19 protein-coding genes are annotated in these 25,786 nt (G+C 69.3%); 13 read left to right on the top strand and 6 right to left on the bottom strand.

Features of this window, described 5'->3' with window-relative positions; translation table 11 throughout:
* Positions 1-28 precede the first annotated feature (28 nt).
* Together rlmB and cysS are read right to left on the bottom strand one after the other, a co-directional pair.
* The gene (gene rlmB, locus EV651_RS22815; protein WP_133787257.1) at positions 29-991 is read right to left on the bottom strand and encodes a 23S rRNA (guanosine(2251)-2'-O)-methyltransferase RlmB; all 963 of its coding nucleotides are present in this window, start codon (positions 989-991) and stop codon (positions 29-31) included.
* A gap of 184 nt (positions 992-1,175) precedes the next feature.
* Positions 1,176-2,591 (bottom strand): cysteine--tRNA ligase, encoded by a 1,416-nt coding sequence (gene cysS / locus EV651_RS22810; RefSeq protein WP_133787256.1) that lies wholly within the window; start codon positions 2,589-2,591, stop codon positions 1,176-1,178.
* A gap of 132 nt (positions 2,592-2,723) precedes the next feature.
* Here cysS and EV651_RS22805 point away from each other — a divergent pair, with 132 nt between their 5' ends.
* From EV651_RS22805 to EV651_RS22795, 3 genes are all read left to right on the top strand, one after another.
* Positions 2,724-3,542: a lysozyme gene (locus EV651_RS22805; RefSeq protein ID WP_238157131.1), complete on the top strand. Its 819-nt coding sequence runs from the start codon at positions 2,724-2,726 to the stop codon at positions 3,540-3,542.
* 30 nt (positions 3,543-3,572) lie between these two features.
* On the top strand, positions 3,573-4,130 hold the full coding sequence (locus tag EV651_RS22800; RefSeq protein WP_133787255.1) for a GNAT family N-acetyltransferase: 558 nt from the start codon (positions 3,573-3,575) through the stop codon (positions 4,128-4,130).
* Between the two features lie 61 nt (positions 4,131-4,191).
* The gene (locus tag EV651_RS22795) at positions 4,192-5,484 is read left to right on the top strand and encodes a peptidase C39 family protein (protein WP_133787254.1); all 1,293 of its coding nucleotides are present in this window, start codon (positions 4,192-4,194) and stop codon (positions 5,482-5,484) included.
* A gap of 57 nt (positions 5,485-5,541) precedes the next feature.
* Here EV651_RS22795 and EV651_RS22790 read toward each other — a convergent pair whose 3' ends face one another.
* On the bottom strand, positions 5,542-7,245 hold the full coding sequence (locus EV651_RS22790) for a DUF2207 domain-containing protein (protein WP_133787253.1): 1,704 nt from the start codon (positions 7,243-7,245) through the stop codon (positions 5,542-5,544).
* A 215-nt stretch (positions 7,246-7,460) separates the two neighbouring features.
* Here EV651_RS22790 and EV651_RS22785 point away from each other — a divergent pair, with 215 nt between their 5' ends.
* The 3 genes from EV651_RS22785 to EV651_RS22775 all read left to right on the top strand — a co-directional run bounded on the left by EV651_RS22785 (position 7,461) and on the right by EV651_RS22775 (position 11,543).
* A complete protein-coding gene (locus tag EV651_RS22785) occupies positions 7,461-8,039 on the top strand; it encodes a neutral zinc metallopeptidase (RefSeq protein WP_166658712.1) in 579 nt (192 codons plus the stop codon).
* A 26-nt stretch (positions 8,040-8,065) separates the two neighbouring features.
* On the top strand, positions 8,066-9,325 hold the full coding sequence (locus EV651_RS22780) for a neutral zinc metallopeptidase (RefSeq protein WP_238157130.1): 1,260 nt from the start codon (positions 8,066-8,068) through the stop codon (positions 9,323-9,325).
* 1,207 nt (positions 9,326-10,532) lie between these two features.
* Positions 10,533-11,543, top strand: coding sequence for a neutral zinc metallopeptidase (locus EV651_RS22775; RefSeq protein WP_133787251.1), 1,011 nt, complete (start codon positions 10,533-10,535; stop codon positions 11,541-11,543).
* A 26-nt stretch (positions 11,544-11,569) separates the two neighbouring features.
* Here EV651_RS22775 and EV651_RS22770 read toward each other — a convergent pair whose 3' ends face one another.
* Complete coding sequence (locus tag EV651_RS22770) at positions 11,570-13,273, bottom strand: DUF2207 domain-containing protein (protein WP_133787250.1); 1,704 nt, start codon at positions 13,271-13,273, stop codon at positions 11,570-11,572.
* A gap of 17 nt (positions 13,274-13,290) precedes the next feature.
* Here EV651_RS22770 and EV651_RS22765 point away from each other — a divergent pair, with 17 nt between their 5' ends.
* The 3 genes from EV651_RS22765 to EV651_RS22755 are packed head-to-tail and all read left to right on the top strand — an operon-like array spanning position 13,291 to position 17,031.
* Positions 13,291-14,526 (top strand): neutral zinc metallopeptidase, encoded by a 1,236-nt coding sequence (locus EV651_RS22765; protein ID WP_238157129.1) that lies wholly within the window; start codon positions 13,291-13,293, stop codon positions 14,524-14,526.
* Positions 14,523-16,268 (top strand): serine/threonine-protein kinase, encoded by a 1,746-nt coding sequence (locus EV651_RS22760; RefSeq protein WP_133787249.1) that lies wholly within the window; start codon positions 14,523-14,525, stop codon positions 16,266-16,268. Before EV651_RS22765 ends, EV651_RS22760 begins: the two co-directional genes overlap by 4 nt.
* Before the next feature lies 1 nt (position 16,269).
* Positions 16,270-17,031 (top strand): FHA domain-containing protein, encoded by a 762-nt coding sequence (locus EV651_RS22755; protein ID WP_133787248.1) that lies wholly within the window; start codon positions 16,270-16,272, stop codon positions 17,029-17,031.
* Positions 17,032-17,113: 82 nt separating this feature from the next.
* On the opposite strand, the gene EV651_RS22750 is transcribed toward EV651_RS22755, so the two are convergent.
* The gene (locus EV651_RS22750; protein ID WP_133787247.1) at positions 17,114-18,055 is read right to left on the bottom strand and encodes an AraC family transcriptional regulator; all 942 of its coding nucleotides are present in this window, start codon (positions 18,053-18,055) and stop codon (positions 17,114-17,116) included.
* Between the two features lie 83 nt (positions 18,056-18,138).
* On the opposite strand from EV651_RS22750, the gene EV651_RS22745 reads away from it, so the two are divergent.
* The 4 genes from EV651_RS22745 (at position 18,139) to EV651_RS22730 (ending at position 24,923) form a co-directional block, all read left to right on the top strand.
* Positions 18,139-18,942, top strand: a complete 804-nt coding sequence (locus tag EV651_RS22745) for an NAD(P)H-binding protein (protein WP_133787246.1) — start codon at positions 18,139-18,141, stop codon at positions 18,940-18,942.
* A gap of 76 nt (positions 18,943-19,018) precedes the next feature.
* Positions 19,019-22,951, top strand: a complete 3,933-nt coding sequence (locus tag EV651_RS22740; RefSeq protein ID WP_133787245.1) for a Pls/PosA family non-ribosomal peptide synthetase — start codon at positions 19,019-19,021, stop codon at positions 22,949-22,951.
* Positions 22,951-24,255: a M1 family metallopeptidase gene (locus EV651_RS22735; RefSeq protein WP_133787244.1), complete on the top strand. Its 1,305-nt coding sequence runs from the start codon at positions 22,951-22,953 to the stop codon at positions 24,253-24,255. Before EV651_RS22740 ends, EV651_RS22735 begins: the two co-directional genes overlap by 1 nt.
* A complete protein-coding gene (locus EV651_RS22730) occupies positions 24,255-24,923 on the top strand; it encodes a hypothetical protein (protein ID WP_133787243.1) in 669 nt (222 codons plus the stop codon). Before EV651_RS22735 ends, EV651_RS22730 begins: the two co-directional genes overlap by 1 nt.
* On the opposite strand, the gene EV651_RS22725 is transcribed toward EV651_RS22730, so the two are convergent.
* A complete protein-coding gene (locus tag EV651_RS22725) occupies positions 24,920-25,786 on the bottom strand; it encodes a LysR family transcriptional regulator (protein ID WP_133787242.1) in 867 nt (288 codons plus the stop codon). The two genes, EV651_RS22730 and EV651_RS22725, sit on opposite strands and share 4 nt — an antisense overlap.

Genomic DNA, 25,786 nt, shown 5'->3' with positions numbered 1-25,786 from the left:
CATCAAGAAGTTCCCTGAAGTAGTTACATCAAGCGCGGCGGCGGGAGATTTCGTAGAGGGTTACGCCGGCGGCGATGCCGGCGTTGAGGGATTCGGTGGCGCTGGTCATCGGGATCGAGACGATCAGGTCGCAGTTCTCGCGGACCAGGCGGGCCAGGCCCTTCCCCTCGGAGCCGATCACCAGGACGATCGGCTCGGTGGCGGCTTCGAAGGACGGGAGGTCCACGGCGCCGTTCATGTCGAGGCCGATGACCAGGAGGCCCGCGTCCTTGTAGGACTTGAGGGCCCGGTTGAGGTTGCCCGCGCGGGCGACCGGGATCCGGGCCGCGGCGCCGGCCGAGGTCTTCCAGGCCGAGGCCGACATCGACGCCGTACGGCGTTCCGGTACGACGACGCCGTGCGCCCCGAAGGCCGCGGCGGACCGTGTGATCGCGCCGAGGTTGCGGGGATCGGTCACGCCGTCGAGCGCGACGATCAGCGGCACCTCGCCGGCGGCGTGTGCCCGGTCGAGCAGGTCGTCCGGGTGCGCGTACTCGTACGGCGGGATCTGCAGCGCGACGCCCTGGTGCGAGCCGCCGGCGGTGACCCGGTCGAGCTCCGCGCGCGGCACCTCGAGCACGGACACCCCGGTCTCGACCGCAACCAGCAATGCCTCACGCAGCCGGGCGTCCCGTTCGGTGCCCTCGGCAACATGCAGCGCCGCGGCAGGTACGCCGGCCCGCAGCGCCTCGACCACCGGGTTCCGCCCGTACACCCACTCGACCGCTGAGTCGTTGTCCTTGCGCGCCGCCGGGCGGCGGGTGCGCTCGCGTTCCTTGGCCCGCTCGGCCGCCTTCGCCCGCTTGTGCGCCGGATGCTTGACCCGGTCCACCGCCTTCGGCGTCGGCCCCTTGCCCTCGAGTCCGCGGCGGACCCGGCCGCCGGACCCGGCCGTCGGGTTCCCCCTCGGCTTCTTCCGGATGGCGCCCTTGCGCTGGCTGTTGCCTGGCACGTCAGTTTCCCTCGTCAGTCGTAGTTGTCGCGTGGGGGTGGCTGACGGTTGTCAGCCGTAGCGAGCAGGTGCTCGGTGCGGTGCATCGGCGTGCGGGGGCGAAGGTCTCGATGCGGAGCATCGTGGCCTTTGCACCCGTGCGGCGAGGTGCCGTGCCGAGTGCCGCGCAGTAGGCTGACAACCGTCAGTCACCCCCTAAAGACCAGCGTGGTCCCTGCGGAGTGTCCTCGACGACGACGCCGAGCGCCTTCAACCGGTCGCGGACAGCGTCCGCGGCGGCGTAATCCTTGCGTGCACGCGCGGCCTGCCGCTGCTCGAGCAGCGCCCTCACCAGGCCGTCGACCACCTCGGTGAGCTCGTCGTTGCCGCCGGCCCGCGACACCCACGGCTCGGCCAGCGGGTCCAGCCCGAGCACGCCGAGCATCCCGCGCACCGACGCCAGCACCTCGCGCAGCGCCTCCGAGTCGCCGTCGGCCACCAGCTTGTTGCCGTCGCGCACGGTGTTGTGCAGCACGGCGATGGCGGCCGGCGTACCCAGGTCGTCGTCCATCGCGGCCACGAAGTCACCCGGCAACTCGGGGTCCGGCTCGACGCCACCGGTGACCTCGACGGCCCGGGTCACGAAGCCCTCGATCCGCTGGAAGCTCTTCGCGGTCTCGTCGAGCGCCTCGAACGAGAACTCGACGACCGAGCGGTAGTGCGACTGCACCAGGTAGTACCGCAGCTCGATCGGGCGGACCCGCTCGACCACGTTCCGTACGACGGCGCTGTTGCCCATTGACTTCGACATCTTCTCGCCGGCCGTGGTGACGAGCGCGTTGTGCATCCAGAACCGGGCGAACTTCTGCCCGACCGCGGTCGACTGGGCCAGCTCGTTCTCGTGGTGCGGGAACCGCAGGTCCAGGCCGCCGCCATGGATGTCGAACTCGTCGCCGAGGTACTTGCCCGCCATCGCCGAGCACTCGATGTGCCAGCCCGGGCGGCCGCGACCCCACGGAGCCGGCCAGGACGCCGTCCGCGGCGTCGCCTCGGTGTAGCCCTTCCAGAGCGCGAAGTCGCGCGGGTCCCGCTTGCCGCGGGGGTCCGCGTCCTCGGCGGCCTCCATGTCGTCGATCCGCTGGTGGGACAGAGCGCCGTACTCCGGCCAGGAGCGGACGTCGAAGTAGACGTCGCCCGAACCGTCCGGTGCGACGTACGCGTGCCCGCGGTCGATCAGCTGCTCGATCATCTCGAGCATCTCCGGGATGTGCCCGGTGGCGCGCGGCTCGTACGTCGGCGGGCGGCAGCCGAGCACGTCGTACGCCCAGTGCAGCTCACGCTCGAACTCGTAGGCGTGCGCCCACCACGGGACACCGCGCTCGGCCGACTTCGCGAGGATCTTGTCCTCGATGTCGGTCACGTTCGCGATCACGGTGACCTCGTAGCCGGACCGCTCCAGCCAGCGCCGCAGGACGTCGAAGACCACTTCCTTGTAGATGTGCCCGACATGCGGGGCACCCTGCACCGTCAGCCCACAGTGGTAGATCCCGACCTTGCCCGGGTGGACCGGCTCGAAATCTCGCACTGCTGCTGTTGCGGTGTCGTACAAGCGAAGTGTCACCGGTCAAGGGTAACGGGAGGTGACGCCGGTAAATAATCACCGAACAAACGGCTGTGAGGGTTGGTTCTTGCCGGATGCGGGTAAGACCATCGCCGAGCGCTCTGTCCGCCCCTCATCGCTCTGGAGGAAACCGTGAAGTCCGCCCTTTTCACGGGTGCCGCCGTCGCTCTTGGCCTGATCCTGGCCTCGACCGGCTCCGCCCAAGCAAGCAGTACTCCCCAGCCCACCGCACAAGCCCGCCAGCACGGCATCACCAAGGCCGGCGACGCGTACATGGGATGGACCAACAACACCACCACGACCAGCGCCGCGCCCACCGACATGGGAATCACGGCGACGGTCGAAGGCATCGACGTGTCCAGTCACCAGGGCAACGTCGACTGGGCCTACTGGTGGGGTCAAGGCAAGCGGTTCGCGTACGTCAAGGCGACCGAAGGCACGTCGTACAAGAACCCGTACTTCGCCCAGCAGTACAACGGGTCCTACAACGTCGGCATGATCCGCGGCGCGTACCACTTCGCGCTGCCGAACAACTCCAGCGGCGCGACGCAGGCGAACTACTTCGCCAGCAGCGGCGGCGGCTGGTCCCGGGACGGCAAAACGCTGCCGGGCGCACTCGACATCGAGTACAACCCGTACGGCGCGACCTGCTACGGACTGAGCCAGTCCGCGATGGTCAGCTGGATCCGGGACTTCCTCAACACCTACAAGTCCCGCACCGGACGCGACGCGGTCATCTACACCAACTACAACTGGTGGAGCACCTGCACCGGCAACTCGACCGCGTTCAACTCGACCAACCCGCTCTGGGTCGCGCGCTACTCCTCCACCGTGGGGACGCTGCCCGGCGGCTGGCCGTTCTACACGTTCTGGCAGTTCACCTCGTCGCCGATCGACCAGAGTCACTTCAACGGCGACATGTCCCGGTTGACAGCGCTGGCGAACGGATAACTGGTTGCCGCGGTCGCATAGTCTCGATCGGTGACCTACTCACTGCCGATCGAGACTGACCGCCTGACCCTTCGACGCTACGTCGAGAACGACTACGACGACCTGCTGAAACTGCAGTCGAACCCTGACGTCACACGTTTTCTGCTGTACGACGTGCGGACGCCGGAGCAGGTCAAGGAGGCTCTCACCGGCCGGCTGGCCGATGTCCCGATGGACACCGACGGTCAAGCGCTCACCGTCGCGGTGATCCTGCGGGACACCGGTCAGCACCTGGGCGAGGTGACGCTGTTCATGAACAGCGTGGAGCACCGCACCGGCGAGATCGGGTACGTCTTCCACCCGGAGTCGCACGGCCACGGGTACGCCGCCGAGGCGTCGGTCGAACTGCTGCGCCTCGGCTTCGAGGAGCTCGGCCTGCACCGGATCATCGCGCGGCTGGACCACCGCAACACCGGCTCGGTGAAACTGCTGGAGCGGCTCGGCCTGCGCCAGGAGGCGCACTTCGTGCAGAACGAGTACCTCAAGGGCGAATGGACCGACGAACTGGTCTTCGCGATGCTCTACAGCGAATGGGACAAGCGTTCGTAAGTTTTTGTCGGCGGCACGCCGTCTTGATGACAGCAACTGCCACCCGGTCTACCGTCGGAATATGACTTCCGCCCGTTCTGTCACCGCGCTGATTCTCGGTGTGGTTGTGCTCAGCGCCGGCAGCTTGCCGAGCGAAGCCGTGAAGGTCTCCCCTGCACGGCAGGTCGCCTACCGAACCTGGACATCCAGTGCCGACTTCCTGGCCGGCCAGCAGTCCGGCACCACGGTCTCCGACGGCGCCCTCAGGTTCGGCACGGCGACCGGCTCCACGTCGTACGTCGACCCGTTCGGCGACGGCACCGCCAAGTCCTACGACCAGACCAGCTGGGTCTCACCGCAGGTCAGCACCGGCTTCGGGCTGACCGAGCTGGTCGCCTCCTGGAACGCGACCACCCCGCCGGGCACCTGGGTCGAGGTGTCGATGGCGGGTACGACGAACCTCGGCGCGACCACCAAGTGGTACGTGCTCGGCCGCTGGTCCGGTGGCGATGACACCGCGGCCGGCGACATCCACCGGACGTCGGTGCCCAGCCAGGGCGACGCGAACGGATCCGTTGCCGTCGACACCTTCCAGTCCGCCACAGGTCAGTGGCTCGACCGCTGGCAGCTCAAGGTCACCCTGTACCGGCTGAGCGGTACGACGCAGTCGCCGGTGGTCCGGTCCGTCGGAGCGATGGCCTCCCGGCTGCCGTCCGACAAGAGGGTTGCCGTCAGCCCCCTCGGCGGCGCGGAGGGCATGGTCCTCGACGTACCGACGTACTCGCAGGAGACGCATGTCGGGCAGTACCCGCAGTGGGACGGCGGCGGCGAGGCGTGGTGCTCGGCGACGTCGACCGCGATGGTGCTCGACTACTGGGGCGCCGGACCGACCGCTGCCGAAACCGCGTGGGTGGATCCGTCCTACTCCGATCCGCAGGTGGACCACTCGGCACGGTCCGTCTTCGACTACGCGTACGACGGCGCGGGCAACTGGCCGTTCAACACGGCGTACGCCGGAACCCGCGGGCTGGACGCCTTCGTCACGCGGCTGCGGTCGCTGACCGAAGCCGAGCAGTTCATCAAGGCCGGCATCCCACTGGTCGCTTCGCTGTCGTTCAAGAAGAGCGAACTCCCCGGTGCGGGCTACGGGACGAACGGGCACCTGATGGTGATCGTCGGGTTCGACCAGAGCGGCAACGTGATCGTCAACGACCCTGCGTCCCACCTGATCGCGAGTAACGACCAGGTGCGGACGACGTACGACCGGGAAGCCTTCGAGAACGCGTGGGTGCCGCACTCGGGCGGGCTCGTCTACGTGATCCACCCCGAAGGCACACCGTTGCCCGCGCCAACGGATCCCCAGCACAACTGGTGACAGACGACAGGGCCCGCCACGCCGGGGCGGCGTGGCGGGCCCTGTTCACTGCAGTGATCAGCGGGCGAAGAGTGCGCCCGTCAGGTTGGTGGTGAGGTTGCGGAGCGAGTCCGGCAGGTACTGCAGGTGCCAACCGGCCGGGCCGCGGTACCAGGTGAAGCCCTCGTCCGCTTCGTCCGGCGTGGTGTCGGTCGCGACCAGTGCGTCGATCCAGCGGTCCGAGCCGCCGAGTACAACGGCGTACGGCAGAGCGCGCGAGCAGAGCTCGGCGTGCTGGTCGGTCGGCAGCTCGCTGACGTCCATCTCCAGCAGCTCACCGCGGATCGCCGCGACCTGGCCGAGCACACGGCCCGCGGCCGGGGCCTTCGCCGGCATGTAGCGGCCGACCACGAGCAGGCCGACACCGACCAGCGTGATCGCGAGGCCGAGCAGGCCCCAGGTCGACAGCAGCGCCAGCAGGACGGTCGCGATGACGCCGACCACAGTGGTCACGATGCCGATCGTTGCCCATAGCGACCGAGTGCGGTCCGGGCGCTCGGTGAACCAGCCGCGCTTGACGACACCGTCGTACAGGGCGTCCTGGACCTGGGCCAGGTTCGCCCGGACCTGCTTGCCGAGCTCGGAGACCAGCACCGAGTCGGCGTCGCCGAAGATCGCGCGGATCAGGACGTTCTCGTACCGCTGCAGCTCCTCCGCCGGAGCGTTGGAGACCCGGCGCAGTTCCCAGTCCGGCCGCGCGAACTCGGTGCTGTGCTCGAGCTCGACGATCTGGATGTGACCGCGGACGGCCAGGTCGATGATCGTCGCGGTCACGTCGACCGGGTCGATCCGCTCGTCGATCAGCGTGCCGACCTCACCGGGCCGCAGGTCCGACGGCGGCGTGAAGTCGATCCGCGTGTCGGCGCCGAGGCTGAACAGCGACGCCGGTACGACGCGCCGCGGGTCGACCTGGTCCCGGCCACGCAGCCGGTACAGCACGAACAGCGCGATCGCGCCGAGGAGCAGCACCGCCAGCGCCGTGATCAGCTGGGCCGCGTCGGTGGAGAAGGCCCGCTTGAAGGTGTGCCGGTACTCGATGATCGAGTTGTCCGCGATCTGGCCCTTCGGGAAGCCGACGGCCATCTTGACCGTGTTGCCCGGCGGCAGCGCGGTCTGCTGGAAGGTCGGACCGGAGGTTTCGCCGATCTGCGCGAGCGTGCACGGGATGTTGCTGTCGATCGGGCCGGCGAAGCAGGAGACGTGCGAGACCTCGGGAACGCTGAAGACGATGTTCGCGGTCTGGATCGGGAGGTTGATCCCGGTCAGCGGCGCGAACCGCACCTCGGTGCCGTCCAGGGTCTTCGCGACCGCGCCCTTCACGGTGTAGGTGACGTCGAGTTGCGTCGTCGCGCCGCTGATGTCCGGTACGGCGATCGACGTGACGTCGCCATCGGTCTTCAGCTCGGCCTTCTTGTCCTGGCCGCCGGCCTTGACCTGCAGGTCGCCGATCTCCTGGACATGGTCGATGTCGTCCGGCAGGTGGTCCCGCGTGACGATGAACCGGGTGAAGGTCCCGGTCACGTCGCTGAGCTTCCAGGTCTCGGCGACCCGGAGCAGGCCGTCACGTTCGACGCGGACCTGACTGTCGTAGTTGGTCACCACCGGGTCGGCGGCGGCGCCGGTTGCGTCCGCGGCTGAGGTGCTGCTCGCACCGGCTGGGACAGTGGACAGGCCGAGCAGGCCGAGGGCACACAGGGATAGCCCGAGGAGACGTAGACGCATCGCCCAATCACACCGTAGAAAGAGGGTCAGGTTGACACGGGGCACGATAGCGTCTGGGGAGTGTCAGGCAACCAATGGGGACCGGGACCCGGACAATTCGGCCCGCCGCCACAGCAGGGTTACCAAGGTGGTCCTCCGCCTCCTCAGTACTCCGTGCCCCCGCAGTACTGCGCTCCCCCGCCGCCGCCCGGCCCGCAGTACGGATGGGGTCCGTGATGCGGACCGTGAACTGTAAGCAGGCAAAGACCGGTCTCGGCAACGGCTCGCAGTCTCTGGCGTACTTCAAGGCGATCAAGACCTGCCTGGACCGGGCCTGGCCGCAGCAGGTCGCCGCGTCGTTCTACTGCCCGACGACGCACACCATCTATATGGAGTCGCCGTCGATCGTCTCGTTCTACAGGCAGAACCCGACGTTCGGGCGGATGGTCGGCACGTTCACCGTGGCCCACGAGTACGCGCACGCGGTGCAGTGGATGACCGGGCTCGGCGTGGCCTACACGAGGCTCCGGTACGACGCTTCTGCCGCCGGAGCGTTGCAGCTGAGTCGTCGGCTCGAACTGCAGGCCTCCTGTCTCGGCAACGTGTTCCTGGGTGCCAACCGCAACAGCTACGGCCTCACCGGATACGCGTACCAGATGTGGCTGTACGACGTGAACAACAGCGGCGATCGTCCGCCGTACCCGCGGGACCACGGCAGTCCCACCAACCACGGAGCCTGGAGCCGAGCGGCCTTCCAGAGCCGCAATCCGGCCAGCTGCAACACGTGGTCGGCGTCACCTGCCCGGGTAAGTTGAGCCCTGGCTCCGGTAGCGTCCGGGGTGTGTCAGGCAACCAATGGGGACCTCCTCCCGGGCAGCAGTACCCGCCGCAGCAGCCGCCTCCGTCCTGGCAGCAAGGGCCGGGGTACGGCGGCCAGCCACCTCCGTTTCCGGGGCCGGGGCAGCCTTTCCACGGGCGCTCGTTCCAGGGCCGGCCGATGCCCGGTCCCGGGCAGCCGCAGTTCGGGTGGGGCGCTCCGCCTGGTGGACCGCAGCCGCCGAAGAAGCGGCGCGGCGGGGTGATCGCTGTGTGCGTGCTGCTCGGCGTGCTGCTGGCCGGTGTGATCACGCTCAAGACGGTCTCCTACGTGCTGAAGCACAACGGCGACCCGTCGTACGCGCAGCCGACGACCACCACGTCGTACAGCCCGACGAACGAGCCCACCGAGCAGCCGTCCGGCGGGCCGACCAGCGCCGTACCGACAGCCGTACCGACGGCCGAGCCGACCACCACCCGGCCGACCACGCAGGCGCCGCGGCCGACAGCGACCCGGTCGACCGCGACGGCGACCACTAGGCCGAAGACCAACCCAGGGCCGACCGACAGCGACCTGGTGCTGCGGAACAGGCTGTACAGGGTCGGCGCGATGAGATCGGTGAGCTGCAGGGAGTCCAAGGCGCGCCAGAGCACAGTGGCCGGCGCACGGGCCAACTACAAGAACCTGTGGGGCTGCCTGAACAGGGCATGGGCGCCGCTGGTGACGAAGGCCGGTGGGCGGTTCCGAGCACCGACGGTGCAGATGTTCAGCGGCACGATCACCACGCCGTGCGGAACCCACAGCGACTCCGGTCCGCCGTTCTTCTGCGGCACCACCGACACCATCTACATGAACCTCAGCGAGGACCTGGGCAACTACAACCGCTACCCGCAGTCCTACCAGAAGGTGTGGGCGCGGATGTGGATGCTGCACCAGTTCGCCCACGAGTACGGACACCACATCCAGAACAACATGGGGATCCTGCAGGCGTACGAGCGGATCCGGTACGAGCGGCCGACGTACGCGATGGAGCTGCAGGACAGCCGGCGGCTGGAGCTGCAGGCTTCCTGCTTCTCGGACATCTTCATCGGCGCGAACCGGCGTACCTACCCGATCACCGGGCAGTCGCAGTTCCAGTGGCGCTGGCTGATCGGGCACGTGACCGACTACGGGAACGACCACGGCGACGCGAACAACCACCAGTACTGGGCCCTCCGCGGGTACAACGCCCGGAACCCGAGCGCCTGCATCACCTTCGCCGCATCGGCCGCCAAGGTGCAGTGAGGGCCGTCACTGGTCTACTTCGAAACGACTGGCCGGAGTAGCTAGCCTGGTGGGTCCGTATCGCGCAAAGTATGTCGCGGAAGATATGTAGGGGGAGGCGGCTTCGGCGCCCCACCAACGAGCTGCAGAGCTGTAGCCAGCAAGGTCGTGAGGAGCATCGATGTCGGACAACAGGAACCAGCCCCCGGGGAGCGACCCGGCTGACGATCAGCCGGAGCGCCCGCAGGAGCCCGTTCCCGGGCAGCCGCGCGCAGGCCAAGGGCCCGGTAGTGGAGGTTGGTTCGGAACCCGGGACCACGAGACCGGCCCCCGTGGCGGCGGCCCCGGGGAGCAGCGTCCTGGGGAGCCGCGGTCTGGGGAGCCGCGGTCTGGGGAGCCGCGTCCTGGGGGAGGTCAGCCGGCCACGTGGTGGACCGGTGACTCCGACGCCAAGCGGGAGTTCAGCAACCCGGCCCCGTCCGAGCAGCCCGCCAGCAGCTGGTTCGACGGCGGCTGGGACCCCAACCGCCGAGAACACCCCGACCAGCCCGCCCCCGGCCAGCCGCAACCCAGCCGCCCTCAGCCGGGCCCGAACCAACCCGGCCCTGGCCGACCGGGCCCCCACCAGGCCGGTCCAGCACAGCCCGGTCCAGCCCAACCACGCCCGAACCAACCACGCCCGAACCAGCCAGGCCCAAACCAACCCGGCCCGAACCCGACCGGCGCCAACCAGTCCGCTCCGAACCAGCCCGGTCCGAACCAGCCCGGTCCGAGTCGGCCTGCTTCCTGGCAGTCTGGTCCGCCGGCACCCCAGCCCAGCGCCACGGCTCCCAGCCCGTGGCAGTCAGGTCCACCGCAGGGTTCCCAGGGTGGTCAGAACCCGCAGTCGGGCGCGAGCCCGTCCAGGCCTTCGGAGCCCAACCAGCCGAACGCTGCTCAGTCGGGGACGTCCTGGGGGACTCAGTCGTGGCCTCTGCAGGCCGGGAACGCTCAGAGCGGTGGATCGCAGTCCGAGTCGAGCGCTTGGCAGTCGTCGCCTTCGCAGCAGCAGCCCCGCCAGGAGCAGACGGGTCCGCACTCCGAGGGCTCGTACCTGTGGGGCTCACAGGGTCAACAGCAGGGACAGCAGCAGTCCTCCCCCTGGAGCAACGCGCTCCCGCCGCAGCAACAGCAGACCGGCGCCCGCCATGCCGCGCCCCAGGGCGGTCACGGCGCTCAGATCGGCCCGATGGGTCAGCCTGTCCAGCAAGCACCCACCTGGCAGTACCCGCCGATCCCGATCCCGCAGCCGCCCGGCGGCCGTCGCCGGCGGAAGAAGAAGATCTCCCGCACGCTCCTGATCGGCCTGGTCGTGCTCGCGGTCCTCGTGGTCGGTTCCGGCATCACGCTGCTGATCCGCGGCCTCGGCGGCGACGAGCCCGAGGCGAAGACGACTCCGACGACCACAGCCTCGGAGTCCCCGTCCCCGTCCCCGTCCGAGAGCCCGTCCACATCACCGTCCCCGTCGACGCCGCGTGGCCCGACGGCCGACGAGGTCGTGAAGGGCAGCCGGCTCTACACGGTCGGCCCGCTCGCCGCGTCGAAGTGCGCCGAACCGCCGTTCGCGCCGATCACCGTCCCGGCCGCACAGCAGTACTACAACCGCCTGCTGCCTTGCCTGAACCGCACCTGGTGGCTGGCGATGAAGAAGGCGAACCTGCCGTTCCGGAACCCGAAGGCCGTCGTGTACGTCGGCAAGGCGCCCTCGCCCTGCGGCGTGCAGCGCAGCGCGCGGGCGGCGTACTGCGGCGCGAACGAGACGATCTACCTGCCGTTCACCGTCGACAACGGGTATTACAAGTCCAACCCGGTCTACACCCGTGCGCTCATGCTGAACACTTTCGTGCACGAGTACGGCCACCACATCCAGAAGCTGAGCGGGATCCTCGCCTCGTCGATGGCCCGGCAGAAGAGCATGACGCCCAACCAGAAGCTGACCGAGAGCCGCCGCCGCGAGCTGCAGGCGACCTGTCTCGGCGCGGCCTACCTCGGCGCCAACGCGCAGTACATCCCGATGAACGGCGTACTGCTGAACAACTGGAAGTTCCTGATCTCACACTCGGGTGACGACTACTCCCGGCCGCGGATCCACGACCACGGCAACCGGGTCAGCAACTACCAGTGGTCGATCACCGGCTACAACACCAAGAAGCCGGACTCCTGCAACACCTTCACCGCAGCCGACGTCCGAGTGAACTAGCCCGCGGTGGCGGCGACCACCGCCCGTCAGCCGAAGAGGCGGCGGGCGGTGGTCAGGGTGCCGCCGAACGAGGTGACGAAGTTGCTGAGTGATTCGCCGATGTCGGACAGGTGCCAGTTGTCCGGGCCGGAGTACCAGCCGATGCCCTCGTCCGGGTCGTCGTCGTCATCGGTGGCGGCGATCTCCAGCGCCCACTTCTCGGTCAGCCCGAGTACGGCGGCGTACGGCAGGCAGCGGGACGCGAACTCGAGCCGGTGGCTCTGCGGCAGGTCGGACGAGGTCTCGTTGGCCAAGTAGTGCTGCAGTCCGGCCACGCGGCCCAGTACGGCGGCGCCGCGCGCGGTGCGAGCCGGTGCGGCCTGGCCGACGAGGGCGAGCACCAGACCGGCCGCCATGACAGCGAAACCGACCAGGGCGAACTTGCTGACGATCGCGAGCACGATGGTCAGTACGACGCCAGCACCGAGTAGCACCACGCCGGCGGTGGTCCACCGGTTCCGAACCGCGTCCGGGCGGTTGTTGAACCAGCCCTGCGTGACGACGTCGGCGTACAGCTGCTCGCGGACCAGGTTGAGGCGCGGCCGCAGCGACGGGCCGAGCGCGGAGACGAGCACCGAGTCGCCGTCCGCGAACACCGCGTCCAGCAGGGCCTTCTCGTACGCCAGCAGCTCCGGACCGCCCGCGTGCAGCCGGTGCAGCTCCCAGTCGAGTTTGCCGAAGTGCGACTCGCGCGGCTGCTCGACGATCGTCAGATAGTTGCGCACGGCAAGGTCCAGCAAGGTTGCTGTGATGTCGACGACGTCGGCCGTCTCGTCCACCACGGTGCCGACCTGGCCGGGCCGGATGCCGTCCGGAGCGGCGAACTGCGGGCCGTCGGCGCCGTCGAGCACCGGGCGCTCCGGCGCGCCGTCACCGACCTTGCCGGCGTCCCGGCCGCGGAAGAACCACAGGCCGACCGCACCGAGCAGTCCGAGCCCGAACACGATGACTGCCAGCCCGACGGTGGTCTTGTCGACCGTGAACGCCCTCCCGAGCGTCCATCGGGTGGAGTACTGCGCGTTCGCCTGCACGGTCGCCTGGTCACTCAGCCCGGTCAGGAACGTCACCCGGCCACCAGCGGGTACGCCGTTCTGCTCGATCTGCAGCGCGGCCGACTCGGCGAGCTGGGACGACGTACACGGAAGACTTGATCCGGTGCGGCCGGCGAAGCAGGTCACCCAGGTCGCGAACGGGACGCCGACGGTCAAGCTGGCCTTCGGGATCGACGTGGCGAAGCCCTGCACGATGGGCCAGCTCACCTGGCGGCCCTCGGTCGAGTCGGCGACCACGTTGTCCACGGTGTAGCTGTAGACGATCTTGGACTGCCCGGACACGTTCAGCGTCAGCTTGCGGCCGTCGTCGGTGCTGTCGTTCCGGAAGCCCTGGGCGGGCTGTCCGTTCACCGTCGCGGACACGTCCTTCAGCTCGTACGTGCGGTCCCGCTCCGAGTCCGACCGGACCCGAGTGGCCAGCGTGCGGCTGAACGTCGTACCGCCGGCGGTCAGGTCGACCGTCTCCTTGACCTGCAGCTCACCGTCCTTGGTGAGCGTCGCGTCCGCTGAATACGCGGTGATCTGGTCCCCTGCCATCGGAGCCACCGCGTCGGCGGCCACAGTGCTCAAGGCAACGAACAGGGGGGCGGTCAGGGACATCAGCAGGGCAGCCGGGAGGAGGCGGCGCTTCGGTGACATGGGTCGAGGGTAGTCTCGTGCCGGTTCGTGCAGCGAACTCGACCGACCGCGTGACCCGACCACTGGAGGCCAGACCTGTGAGCAGCCCGTACGGGTACGGCGGCCCACCGCAGGGTGCACCGCAGGGCAGGCCACTCGGCCCGCCGCCTGGTGTGCTGCCACCACCGCAGGCCGCGCCGTGGCCGCCGCAGCAGGGTCCGTACCCGCAGGGGCCGGCGCAAGGTACGCCGTACCAGGGGCAGCCGTACCCCGGTCAGCAGTACCAAGGGCAGCAATACCAGGGTCAGCAGTACCCAGGCCAGTTTCAGCCGTACTACGGCGGTCCGGGTCAGTTCAACGGGTTCCAGCCGCCACGGAAGCGCGGTGGGGCGCTGCGCCTGGTCCTGGTGAGCTTCATCTTCCTCACCTTCATCGGCGTATCGGTGGCCGTGCTGGCCGCCCTGCTGGGCTCCGACAGCACCACGGCCACGGCCGAGCCCAAGGTGACCGGTCCGTCGATCGTGCCGACGCCCACGACCACGCCCGAGAAGGGCACCGCCGAGGACTTCCTGCTGAACGCCGACATCTACCGCACCGGTGCACTGCCGCAGCAGAACTGTCCGGCGGCCAACCTCGGCAGCGGCAGCCTGGCGTCGCAGAAGGTCTACTACCAGCGGCTCTTCAAGTGTCTGAACGACGCGTGGCGGCCGATCTTCAAGGAGCTCGGCCAGGACAAGCCGGACCCAGGGCTGGTCGTGTTCGACCAGCCGGTCCAGACGCCGTGCGGCAACTTCGCGCCGCTGTCGGGACGGGTGCTGGCGTTCTACTGCTACGGCAACCAGGTCATGTACACCGACGTGAAGCAGATGAACCGTGCCTTCGGTCCGCAGCAGGACCTGGCGTACCTGATGACGATTGCGCACGAGTACGGCCACCACGTCCAGGGCGTCACCGGGCTGTTCTACGCCCGTGCCGTCTATCTGCAGGACCATCCGGAGCAGAAGCTGGAGAGCTCGCGGCGTAACGAGTTGCAGGCGTCCTGCTTCGCCGGTGTGTTCAGCAAGGCCGTGGCGAAGTCGTACCCGCTGACCGATCGGCTGCAGGAGTTCAAGGAGCAGTCCAGCAACAGCTTCGGTGAGTCGGCCGACACACCGGAGGACGAGCGGACGCACGGTCTGGCGACCAGCCAGGGCTTCTGGATCCAGAACGGCTTCAACATCGGTGAGAACAAGGCCTGTGACACCTTCGCGGTACCGGCGGACCTGGTGAAGTGACAGGCCGGCTGATCGGGGGCCGCTACCTGCTGGGGGAACCGCTCGGCTCGGGCGGTATGGGCTCGGTCTGGCGTGCCCACGACCAGCAGCTGGACCGGATGGTCGCGCTGAAACGCGCGCATCCCGGAGTGGACGACCCGGACGGACGCCGGCTGCGCCGTGAGGCGCGGACCGGTGCCCGGCTGCACGACCCGCACGTGGTGACGATCTTCGACGTTGTGACGGACGGGGACGAGCACTGGCTGGTCCTGGAGTACCTGCCGTCGCGGAGCCTGGACGAACTCGGCAAGCTGCCACCCGACCAGGTCGCGCGGATCGGCGTACAGATCGCGTCCGCCCTGCAGGCCGTGCACGCCGCGGGCATCATCCATCGGGACCTCAAGCCGGCCAACATCCTGGTCACTGCGGACGGTACGGCGAAACTCGCGGACTTCGGCATCTCGCGGCGACTGTGGGCCGAGGCGACCCTGACGGACAGCTCGACCGTCGGTACGCCGGCCCACCTGGCACCGGAAGTAGCCAACGGCAACGAACCGACGACCGCCTCCGACGTGTTCTCGTTGGGCGCGGTGCTCTACACGGCGCTGGAGGGCCACTCGCCCTTCGGCGACAACCCGAACCCGCTGGCGGTTCTGCGGCGCGCTGCACGCGGTGAACTGGAGCCGTTGCGACGCGGCGGCGAGCTGACGCCGCTGATCACGCGGATGCTCGCAGTCGAACCAGCCGACCGCCCGACGGTCGCGGAGGTCGTCACCGAGCTCGGCGGTGCGGCGGTCGCGCCCGTAAGACGCAGGCGATGGGTGGTCCCCGCGGCGGCGGCCGGCGCCGCAGTGGTCGCCGTACTGGCTGTGCTGATCGGACGGGCGATGTCGGGACCGTCCGAGCCGGCGGCGGCGCCCACGACGGCGATAGCCGGTCCGGTGGGTGATCCGTTGACGGTGGATCCCTGTGCGTTGATCGACGCGGCGTCGCTGAGCAAGTTCGGGGACGCGACGCTGGAACCGGCGTACCGGAACTTCGACCGGTGTGACGTGGTGGTGAACGCCAGCGGCGGCCAGCAGGTCGATGTACGGGCGGAGCTCGACGAAGCAGACAACGAACTGCCTCAGGGTGCGGTGGAGAAGTTGACCGGCAACCTGAACAAGGTCGTCCGTGCGCGGGCCGGGGACGGCGAATGCGAACGCGTACTCGTGCTGTCGGACGGTACGCACGTAGTGGTCGAGGCCCGGCACACCGACGGGTCCGGGATGGACGTGTGCGCGATGGCGGAAGCCGTGACGCAGAAGGCGATCGGGGTGCTGAAGGCCGGGCCGATCCCCCGCCGTACGCAGCCGTTGCCGGCCGCGTCGCTGGCCCATCTCGACGCCTGCACGCTGCTGGACAACCAGGCGCTCGAGCTGATCCCGGCGGTCGACGCGAAGCATCCGGACACGTCGTTCGGCGGCTGGTCGTGCGGTTGGGAGAGCACGACCAGCGATCTGTCGGTGGACGTCCGGTTCGACCGCGACCAGCCGCTCGACGCATCGGACGGGCGTCCGGTGACGATGTCCGGCCGGTCCGCGTTCGTGTCGAGCGAGGACGACGGCCCGGGGACCTGTGCGGTGCTGATCGTGTTCCGGCAGTACGCCGATACCGTCGAGTTGGTGACGGTCATCGCGCGAGGCCCGGGTACGCAGACCACACTGTGCGGACTCGCCACGAAGCTCGGTCAAGCAGTCGCTGCGAAGCTGCCGAAGGCCTGAGATGGAGCGTCTCCCCCCGAACCAGGCCAGCCTGTCCCGCGGCGTACCTGCCGCACAGCCGGGCACCATCTTCGTGCTGAGCGTCGCAGGTGGTGTCAGCCTCGACGCCGGACCACACCGGACGATCCTGTTCGGACGCAACCGTCCCGAGGTGCATGTCTGCATCGGCGAGGACGATCCTCGCGTCAGCCGGATGCACGGCTCGATCAGCCACCGCAACGGTCAGTGGTACGTCGCTGTGACCGGGCGACTGCCCGTGCGGTTCCCACGTCAGCGGACGCTGTTCGCCGGCGAGGACCCGATACCTCTCGCGGCTGGTTACACACCGCTGTTCGTCCAGGGCTCCAGCGGACGCGAGCACCTCTTGGAGGTGTACGTCGTGGGCGACAGCGGCACTCGCCCCGTACCGCGGCCACGGGAGTCAACGCACCCGCCGCGCGTCTGGCAGCTGTCTCCGGCCGAGAAGCTCGCGTTGATCGTGGTCGGCCAGCGCTACCTGCTGCACGACCTGCACCCGTTGCCGTTGTCCTGGCGACAGGCCGCGGACCAGCTGGCCGAGCTGCAGCCGACGGAGAGCTGGACCGCCAAGCGGGTCGAGCATCTGGTCTCGAACGTCCGCAGTCGGCTGTCGCGGGACGGCGTACCCGGCCTGACTCGTGAAGAGGTCGGTGAGCCGGTCGGCAACGCCCTGAACGACAACATGTTCCGGGAACTGCTCCTGAGCACCACACTGGTCCCGGCGGACCTCGACGTACTGGACTGAGTTCGGGAGGGGTCCCCGGCGACCAGACTTACCGTCGCCGACATGACCAAGCCGCCCCGCACCACGACCCGCGACAACTCCATCAACGTTCCCGTGTGACCGCCCGGCGCCAGGTAGTCGGCGACTGCTGATAGGTGCGTTTGAAGGCAACGCTGAAGGCGAACGGGTCTTCGTAGCCGACCTGGCGTGCAATGACGGCAACAGTGGCCGTCGTGGTGCGCAGGAGGTCGGCGGCGAGCGTCATGCGCCAAGTGGTCAGGTAGGTAAGTGGCGGCTGGCCGACCAGCTTGGTGAAGCGCGCAGCGAAGGTCGCACGGGACAGCCCGACCTTCGCGGCCAGTTCCGCCACCGACCAGCGATGCGCGGGCTCCTCGTGGAGGAGGCGGAGTGCGTCGCCCACGCCCGGTGAAGTGAGGGCGCGGAACCAGGACGGGGGTGCCGCATCCGGTCCGGCACACCACGCGCGCAGTGCGAGCACCAGGACGAAGTCGAGCAGCCTCCGCAGGACAGCGTCCTGACCTGGCTCCTCACGAGCGACCTCTGTCGTCAGGAGGTCCAGGGCAGGGCGGGTGTTCGGTGTAGCGGGCACGACCGCCAGCGGAGGCAACAGCCCGAGGAGGCGGTCGCCGACACCGCCGCGGAGGTCGTATGCGCCCCGGACCATAGTGGTCGCGCCTGGCAGCCCGTCGCCGTACGTCCGCGGTGCCAGGTACTCCCGCCACTCCACCGGGTCGCCGTCGACCGTGTACTTCCGCCCGTCGCGAATCACGTAGTACGCCGGCGTCTCAGGATCGTCCGCGATCGTGTAGCTGTCCACGCCGGTGATCAGGACGATGTCCCCGGCGGCCAGCATCCGCGGTACGCCGTCATCCAGCCGCAAACAGGCACTACCGCCGAGGGTCGCGACGACCGACAGCGACGGTACGTCGGCGTACGTCATCGACCACGGCCCGCGCGCGATGATCTGCCGCACCAGCGCATCCGTCGCCTGCGCCCGCTGCAAGAGCTCGCTCAGAACGTCCACAGCGTCCGAGGCTAGACGATCACCCATGGAGCGGCGACGATCTCCCATGGATCGTCTGTGCTGACCCGCGTTGGCTGGATGTCATGCACAACTACCTGATCCTCGGCGGCCCCGGTACCACCGGCCGTCGCATCGCGGACCGGCTCCGGTCCGCGGGCCGATCCGTCCGTACGGCGTCGCGCACCGGAGGCGATGTACGACTCGAGCTCGACGACCCGTCCACGTGGGAGCCCACGCTCGAAGGCATCACCGCGGCGTACCTGATGGAGCCCACCGTCCGCCCCGGCGGCCGCCTTGCGCGGTTCGCCGAGGCCGCGATCGCGTCCGGCGTACGACGCCTGGTCCTGTTGTCGGCGTCGCGCGCCTCCGATCCCGCCCACCCACTGCACACCGTCGAGCAGACCGTGCGCGGATCCGGTGCCGAGTGGACGATCCTGCACCCCAACTGGTTCGCCCAGAACTTCAGCGAAGGCCCGTGGCGCGAGGCGGTGCGCGCCGGCACCCTCGCCCTTCCGGCAGGCGACGGCCGCACACCGTTCGTCGATGCCGACGACATCGCCGACGTGGCCGCCGCAGCCCTCACCACGCCCGGCCACCACGGCCGCACCTACGAGCTGACCGGCCCAGAGGCGATCACCTTCACCGAAGCCACAGCGCACATCACAAAGGCCGGGCATTGCGTCGAGTATGTCGCTCTCGACGCCGCCGAGTACACCGAACAGCAAGTCGCACAAGGCGTCCCGCGCACCGGTGCCGAGCTCCTCACCTCCATCCTGGTGGCGATCGCGGACGGGCACGGTGGCCGGCCGACGACCGACGTACAGCAGGCGCTCGGCCGCCCCGCCCGTTCCTTCCAGACCTTCGCTGCGGCCGCGCACTGGGGGTGAACAAGCGGTTGATGGGTGCACCCACGTGTTTGCTTCGAGTTATCCAAGGCGTAACTGGGCGGCGTAGTATCCGGCCGTGACGTTGCGACGCGGGGACCTGGCGACGGCACCGCGGACGTTGGTGGATGTGCTCGAGGAGACGGCCGCCAAGTATGCGGACGAACCCGCACTCGACGACGGCAGCGTCAGCCTGAGTTATCGCGAACTGCTGGTGCAAACCAGCAAGTTCGCCGCCCGGTTGACCGCGGCCGGTATCGGCCCCGGTGACCGCGTCGGGATCCGGATCTCGTCGGGACACAACGACCTGTACGTCGCGATTCTCGGCACCCTGCAAGCGGGCGCGGCGTACGTCCCGGTCGACGCCGACGACCCGGAGGAGCGTGCCGAACTCGTCTTCGGTGAGGCAGCCGTCGCGGCCACGGTCGGCGACGAGCTCGAGCTCACGATCACCCGTCCACAACAGGCGCCGCTGGCCGACAACGACGCGGCCAACGGCGCCTTCGACTATCCGTACTCGGCCCGCATGGACGCCACGAGTACGACGAATTCTCCGCGCCGCGGCATCGGCCCGGAGCCCACCGACGACGCGTGGATCATCTTCACCTCGGGCTCGACCGGCGTACCGAAAGGTGTCGCGGTCACGCACCGATCGGCGGCCGCATTCGTCGACGCCGAGGCCCGCCTGTTCCTGCAGGACGAGCCGATCGGGCCCGACGACCGGGTCCTGGCCGGCCTGTCCGTGGCGTTCGACGCGTCCTGCGAGGAGATGTGGCTGGCCTGGCGGTACGGCGCCTGCCTCGTGCCCGCACCACGTTCACTGGTTCGCACCGGTATGGACCTCGGCCCGTGGTTGGTTGCCCAGGGCATCACTGTCGTCTCGACCGTGCCGACGCTGGCCGCGCTCTGGCCGCCGGACGCCCTGGATCAGGTCCGGCTGCTGATCTTCGGCGGCGAGGCCTGCCCGCCGGAGCTGGCCGAACGCCTCGCGATCGAAGGCCGTGAGGTCTGGAACACCTACGGTCCGACCGAGGCCACCGTCGTTGCGTGCGCCGCCCGGCTCACCGGCGCAGGGCCGGTCCGGATCGGCGTCCCGCTGGACGGCTGGGATCTCGCCGTTGTAGATGCCGCAGGCAACGAAGTTGCCGACGGCGAGATCGGCGAGCTGATCATCGGCGGCGTCGGCCTGGCCCGGTACCTCGATCCGGCCAAGGACGCCGAGAAGTTCGCCCCGATGCCGACCCTCGGCTGGGACCGCGCCTACCGCAGCGGCGACCTGGTCCGATCCGACCCGTTGGGCCTGCTGTTCCAGGGCCGCGCCGACGAGCAGGTCAAACTCGGCGGCCGCCGGATCGAGCTCGGCGAGGTCGACGCCGCTCTGCAGGCCCTCCCGGGTGTCTCCGGCGCCGCGGCCGCCGTACGCAACAGCGCCGCGGGTAATCAGCTCCTCGTCGGGTACGTCGTACCGGACGAGGCCGCCACCTTCGACAACGCCAAGGCCACCGAGCGTCTGCGTGAGGCGCTGCCCGCCGCGCTCGTGCCGCTGCTGGCGATCGTCGACACACTGCCCACCCGGACCTCCGGCAAGGTCGACCGCAACGCGCTCCCCTGGCCGCTGCCCGGAATGGACAATGACGGCCCGGCCGCCGAGCTGGACGGCACCGCCGGCTGGCTGGCCGAACGCTGGACGAAGATCCTCGGCGCCAAGGTCACCGGACCCGACAACGACTTCTTCCTGCACGGCGGCGGAAGCCTCGCCGCGGCGCAGTTGGTCTCGGCCCTCCGCGAACGGTTCCCGGACGTCACGGTCGGCGACATCTACGAGTACCCGCGGCTCGGCGCGCTCGCCGAGCGGCTCGACGACTTCAAGCCCGCAGCCCTCGAGCCGGTCGGGCTCCGGGAGATCCGGCCGACACCGAAGAGCACGCAACTCCTGCAGACCGCGCTGACGCTGATCCTGCAGACCGTCGTCGGTATCCGCTGGCTGGTCTACGTGTTCACGCTGAACAACCTCCTCGCCGCGCTGATCGAGCCGCTCCCGTGGGCGCGGACCGTCTCCTGGTGGTGGATCCTGGCCGGCTGGCTGATCCTGATCAGCCCGGCGGGCCGGATGGGCATCGCGGTCGTCGGCGCCCGGATCCTGCTGCGCGGCCTGAAACCGGGCACCTATCCGCGAGGCGGCCACGTCCACGTCCGGCTGTGGGCCGCCGAGAACCTCGCCGACGCGGCCGGCGCCGCCAATCTGGCAGGCGCGCCCTGGATCGCGTACTACGCCCGCGCGCTCGGCGCGAAGGTCGGCCGCGGCGTCGACCTGCACACGCTGCCACCGGTGACAGGCATGCTCACCATGGGCCGCGGCGCCTCGATCGAGCCCGAGGTCGACCTGGCCGGCTACTGGATCGACGGCGATCGGCTGCACGTCGGACACATCTCCGTCGGCCCCGACGCGGTTGTCGGCTCCCGCAGCACGCTGCTCCCGGGCGCAGAGATCGGCCGGAGCGCCGAGATCATGGCCGGCTCGGCCGTCTCCGGCAAGGTCCCCGACAACGAGCGCTGGTCCGGCTCGCCCGCAGCAAGGCTCGGCCGCGCAAGGCACCCCTGGCCGGACCACCGTCCCGCGCGCGCTCCGTGGTGGGTTGCGGCGTACGGCGCCCAGTCCGCGCTCATGTCCCTGATCCCGGTTGCCGGGGCAGCCGCGGCGTTCGTCGTGCTCGGCCACGCGCTGCGCGGCACCCAGACGTTGCCGGATGCGACGCTGCATGCGCTGGGCGCAATCCCCTTGATGACGCTGGTCGGGTTCGCCACCATCGCGGTCCTCACGCTGATCGGCGTACGGCTCCTCGGCATCGGGATCAAGCCCGGCCACTACCCGGTCCGCAGCCGGATCGGGTGGCAGGTCTGGGCCACCGAGCGGCTCCTCGACTCCGCTCGCACGCTGCTCTTCCCGCTGTACGCGAGCCTGCTGACCCCGTGGTGGCTGCGTGCGCTGGGCGCGAAGATCGGCCGCGACGTCGAGGCATCGACGGTGCTACTGCTGCCGAAGATGACGACCGTCGGCGAGGGCGCGTTCCTGGCCGACGACACGATGATCGCGTCGTACGAGCTCGGCGGCGGCTGGCTGCACGTGGCCGGCGCGAAGGTCGGCAAGCGGGCCTTCCTCGGCAACTCCGGGATGACCGCGCCCGGGCGGAGCGTCCCGAAGAACGGCCTGGTCGCGGTGCTGTCCGCGGCCCCGAAGAAGTCCAAGGCCGGTACGTCGTGGCTCGGTTCGCCACCCGTGAAGCTGCGCCGTCAGGCCGTCTCGGGTAATCAGAGCCGAACGTTCAACCCGCCGTACAAGCTCAAGGTCGCCCGCGCGCTGGTCGAGCTGTGCCGGTTCGTCCCGATGACGGGCACGGTGCTCATCGCCCTCGGCGTGCTGTTCGCCCTGCAGGCGCTCGACCTCTGGCTGGGTCCGTGGTGGACGATGCTGCTGTCCGGCGCGGTCATCCTCGCGGCCGGCGCGGTCGCGGGCGGGATGGCGACGGTCGCGAAATGGGTCATCGTCGGCCGGACGAGAGCCGTCGAGTATCCGCTGTGGAGCTCGTTCGTGTGGCGCAACGAGGTCGTCGACAGCTTCGTCGAGCTGGTCGCCGCGCCGTGGTTCGCGAACGCCGCCGCCGGTACGCCGGTCCTCACGCTCTGGCTGCGGTCACTGGGAGCGAAGATCGGTAAGGGCGTCTGGTGCGAGACGTACTGGTTGCCGGAGGCGGATCTGGTCACCCTGGGCGATGGGGCCACGGTGAATCGCGGTTGTGTGCTGCAAACGCACCTGTTTCATGATCGAGTTCTCTCCATGAACACAGTCACCTTCGGGGCCGGGGCAACCCTCGGCCCGCACGGCATCGTCCTCCCGGCGGCCGAGGTGGGAGCAGGAGCTACCATCGGGCCGGTGTCTCTCGTGATGCGTGGTGAAGGTGTGCCGGCGGGCACGCGCTGGGCCGGGAACCCCATCGGTCCCTGGCAGAGCTGATGGTTGACCCGTATGTGCCCAGCCACGGAAGCAACGACTACAAGGTCGAGTCGTACGAGCTGGACCTGGACTACCGGGTCAGCAGCAACCGGCTGACAGGCAAGGCGACGATCACGGCGTTCGCCACCCAGGCGCTCTCGCGCCTCAGCCTCGACCTGTCCGGGCTGCGGGTGTCGAAGGTGTCGGTGAACGGCCGTCGGCCGCAGCGGTACGTCCATCGCGGCGGCAAACTGCACATCACCCCGGCGACGACGATCCCGGACGGCGCCGAGTTCTCGGTCGACGTGCACTACAACGGGAACCCGAGACCCGAGGACAGCCCGTGGGGCGAGCTCGGCTGGGAGGAGCTCACCGAGGGCGTGATCGTCGCCAGCCAGCCGAGCGGGGCGGCCACCTGGTTCCCGTGCAACGACCACCCCGGCGACAAGGCGCACTACCGGATCACGATCACCACGGACTCGCCGTACCAGGTCGTCGCGAACGGGCGGCTGGTGTCACGCCGGGTGAAGGCGAGCCGTACGACTTGGGTGTTCGACCAGGCCGCGCCGATGGCGACGTACCTCGCGACCGTGCAGATCGGACGGTACGACGAGGTGGACCTGGCCGCCTCGCCCGTGACGATCCGCGGCGTGCTGCCGGCCGCGCGGAGCCGCGAGTTCCGGCACGACTTCGGGCGCCAGCAGGACATGATGAAGCTGTTCTGCCGGCAGTTCGGGCCGTATCCGTTCGGTGGGTACACGGTCGTGGTGACCGACGATCCGCTGGAGATCCCGCTCGAGGCGCAGGGCATCTCGGTGTTCGGCAGCAACCACGTCGACGGCCGGAACGGATCGGAGCGGCTGGTCGCGCACGAGCTGGCGCACCAGTGGTTCGGGAACAGCCTGACCCCGGCGAACTGGCAGCACATCTGGCTGAACGAGGGCTTCGCCTGCTACGCCGAGTGGCTGTGGTCGGAGGAGGCACGCGGACTCTCCGCCGATCAGCAAGCAGCCAAGGCACACACGCGGCTGAAGGGCCTGCCACAGGACCTGATGCTGTCGGACCCCGGCCCGGACCTGATGTTCGACGACCGCCTCTACAAGCGCGGCGCGCTCACCCTGCACGTACTGCGCAAGCACCTCGGCGACGACGCGTTCTTCGACCTCCTCCGTACGTGGACCAAGACGCACCGGCACGGGTCGGTCACCACCGCCGACTTCATCGCCCTCGCCACCACCTTCAGCCCCGACGAGCAGTCCCTACGCCACCTGTTCGCCGCGTGGCTGGACTCCTACGAACTCCCACCCCTCCCCAGACGACGCTGATGAAATACGCACCGCTGGAGTTCTTCCTCGGGGTCACAGTGATCCTGGTGATCGCGATCATCGCCGGCAAGCCGCTGCGGCGGCGTGGATCTCCACAGGGCCCGACGCGGAGGTACATCGCACTGGGTGCGGTGCTGTTCGTGGTCGCCGGCCTGATCTATACGTTCCCGCCCCACAACGTGGTGATCGCTGTCCTGGTGCTGGTGCTCGGGACGATGTTCTTCACCTTCGGCATCGCGATCCTCGGCGGCGGGTACTTCGGCTATCTCGGCGCCGCCGCCAGCGCGATGGCGGCGGTTCCGTTCCTGATGACGCCGACGCCGCTCGGACTCGCCCATGTCGGCAAGACGCTCAACTGCCGGGTGCACAACTACCGCAACCGCGAGGTCTGGGACTTCACCGCCGACTGCCCGAACGGCAAGAGCTACGACTTCAGGTCCGACTACGGACGGGAGTTTCCCGGCGGCGGCGTACAGGTACGCATCGACCCGCACGGCATGCTGCAGCCGAGGTGCGTCGGCCAGCAGCACCTGACCCTGGACATCGTGATGAGCGTCCTCGGTCTGCTGGGTGCGAGCGGCATCGTGGCCGCGGCCGCCTGGAACAGGCGGAGGCTCAACGGACAGGTCGACCACGTCGTCAAGCCCGGCTTCTCGTCAGGGCCTTAGCCGGCGCGTGCCACCTCGGCGGCGGCTTTTACGAAGCGTTCTGTGAGGGGCGTTCTGGTGGCCCAGGCGGTGCCGATCCACCAGGTGGCTGCGCGGCCGGGGAGTGGCACCAGGCGGACCTCGGGCGGCGCGATCCGTTCGGCGGTCTGCGGTACGACGGCCGGGCCGACGCCGGCTGCCGTCAGGGCGAGGACGGTCTGCAGGTCGCCGGCCTCTTGGAGTATTTGCGGGCGGCAACCAAGTTCGGCGTACAGCGTGTCGATCTGGGCGGTCAGTCCCGGCCCGCGGTCCGGTGTCAGGCGGACCAGCGGCCGCTCGTCGATCCAGCCGGCCAGATCACGCGGCAACTGCTGGTCGGCCGGTACGGCGAGGGTGAGGCGATCCCGTCGCAACCGAAGGTGCTCGAGGCCGGCCGGCACCGGCAATCGTACGAACCCGATCTGCAGGCTCCCGGCCAGCAACCGCTCGCACTGCACCGCCGAGGACATGTCCTCGAGCGAGATCGTCACTCCCGGCCACCGGCTCCGGAACAGCGCAACCGCCCGCGGCGCCAGCTCGATTCCCGACAACCCGAACCCGATCGCCAGCGAGCCCTCGGTCCCGGACGCCACCTGAACGGCCCGTCGCTCGAACGCCTCTGACCGGTCCAGCAACTCCAGAGCGTCAGGAAGCAACAGTTCCCCGGCCGGGGTCAGCCGCGCGCCGTGCCTGCCGCGGCTGAACAGCACAGAGCCGACCCGGCGCTCCAGCACCTGGATCTGCTTGGTCAGCGCGGGCTGACTGGTCGACAACTCCACGGCCGCGGCCCCGAAGTTCCGCAGTCTGGCCACCGTGACGAACGCCCGCAGCAGACGGAGATCCAT

The sequence above is a fragment of the Kribbella sp. VKM Ac-2571 genome (assembly GCF_004362255.1).
In the GTDB taxonomy this organism is placed as follows: domain Bacteria; phylum Actinomycetota; class Actinomycetes; order Propionibacteriales; family Kribbellaceae; genus Kribbella; species Kribbella pratensis.
Note: the sequence above shows the minus strand (reverse complement) of the source record. Positions and strands in the feature narration are given on the sequence as shown.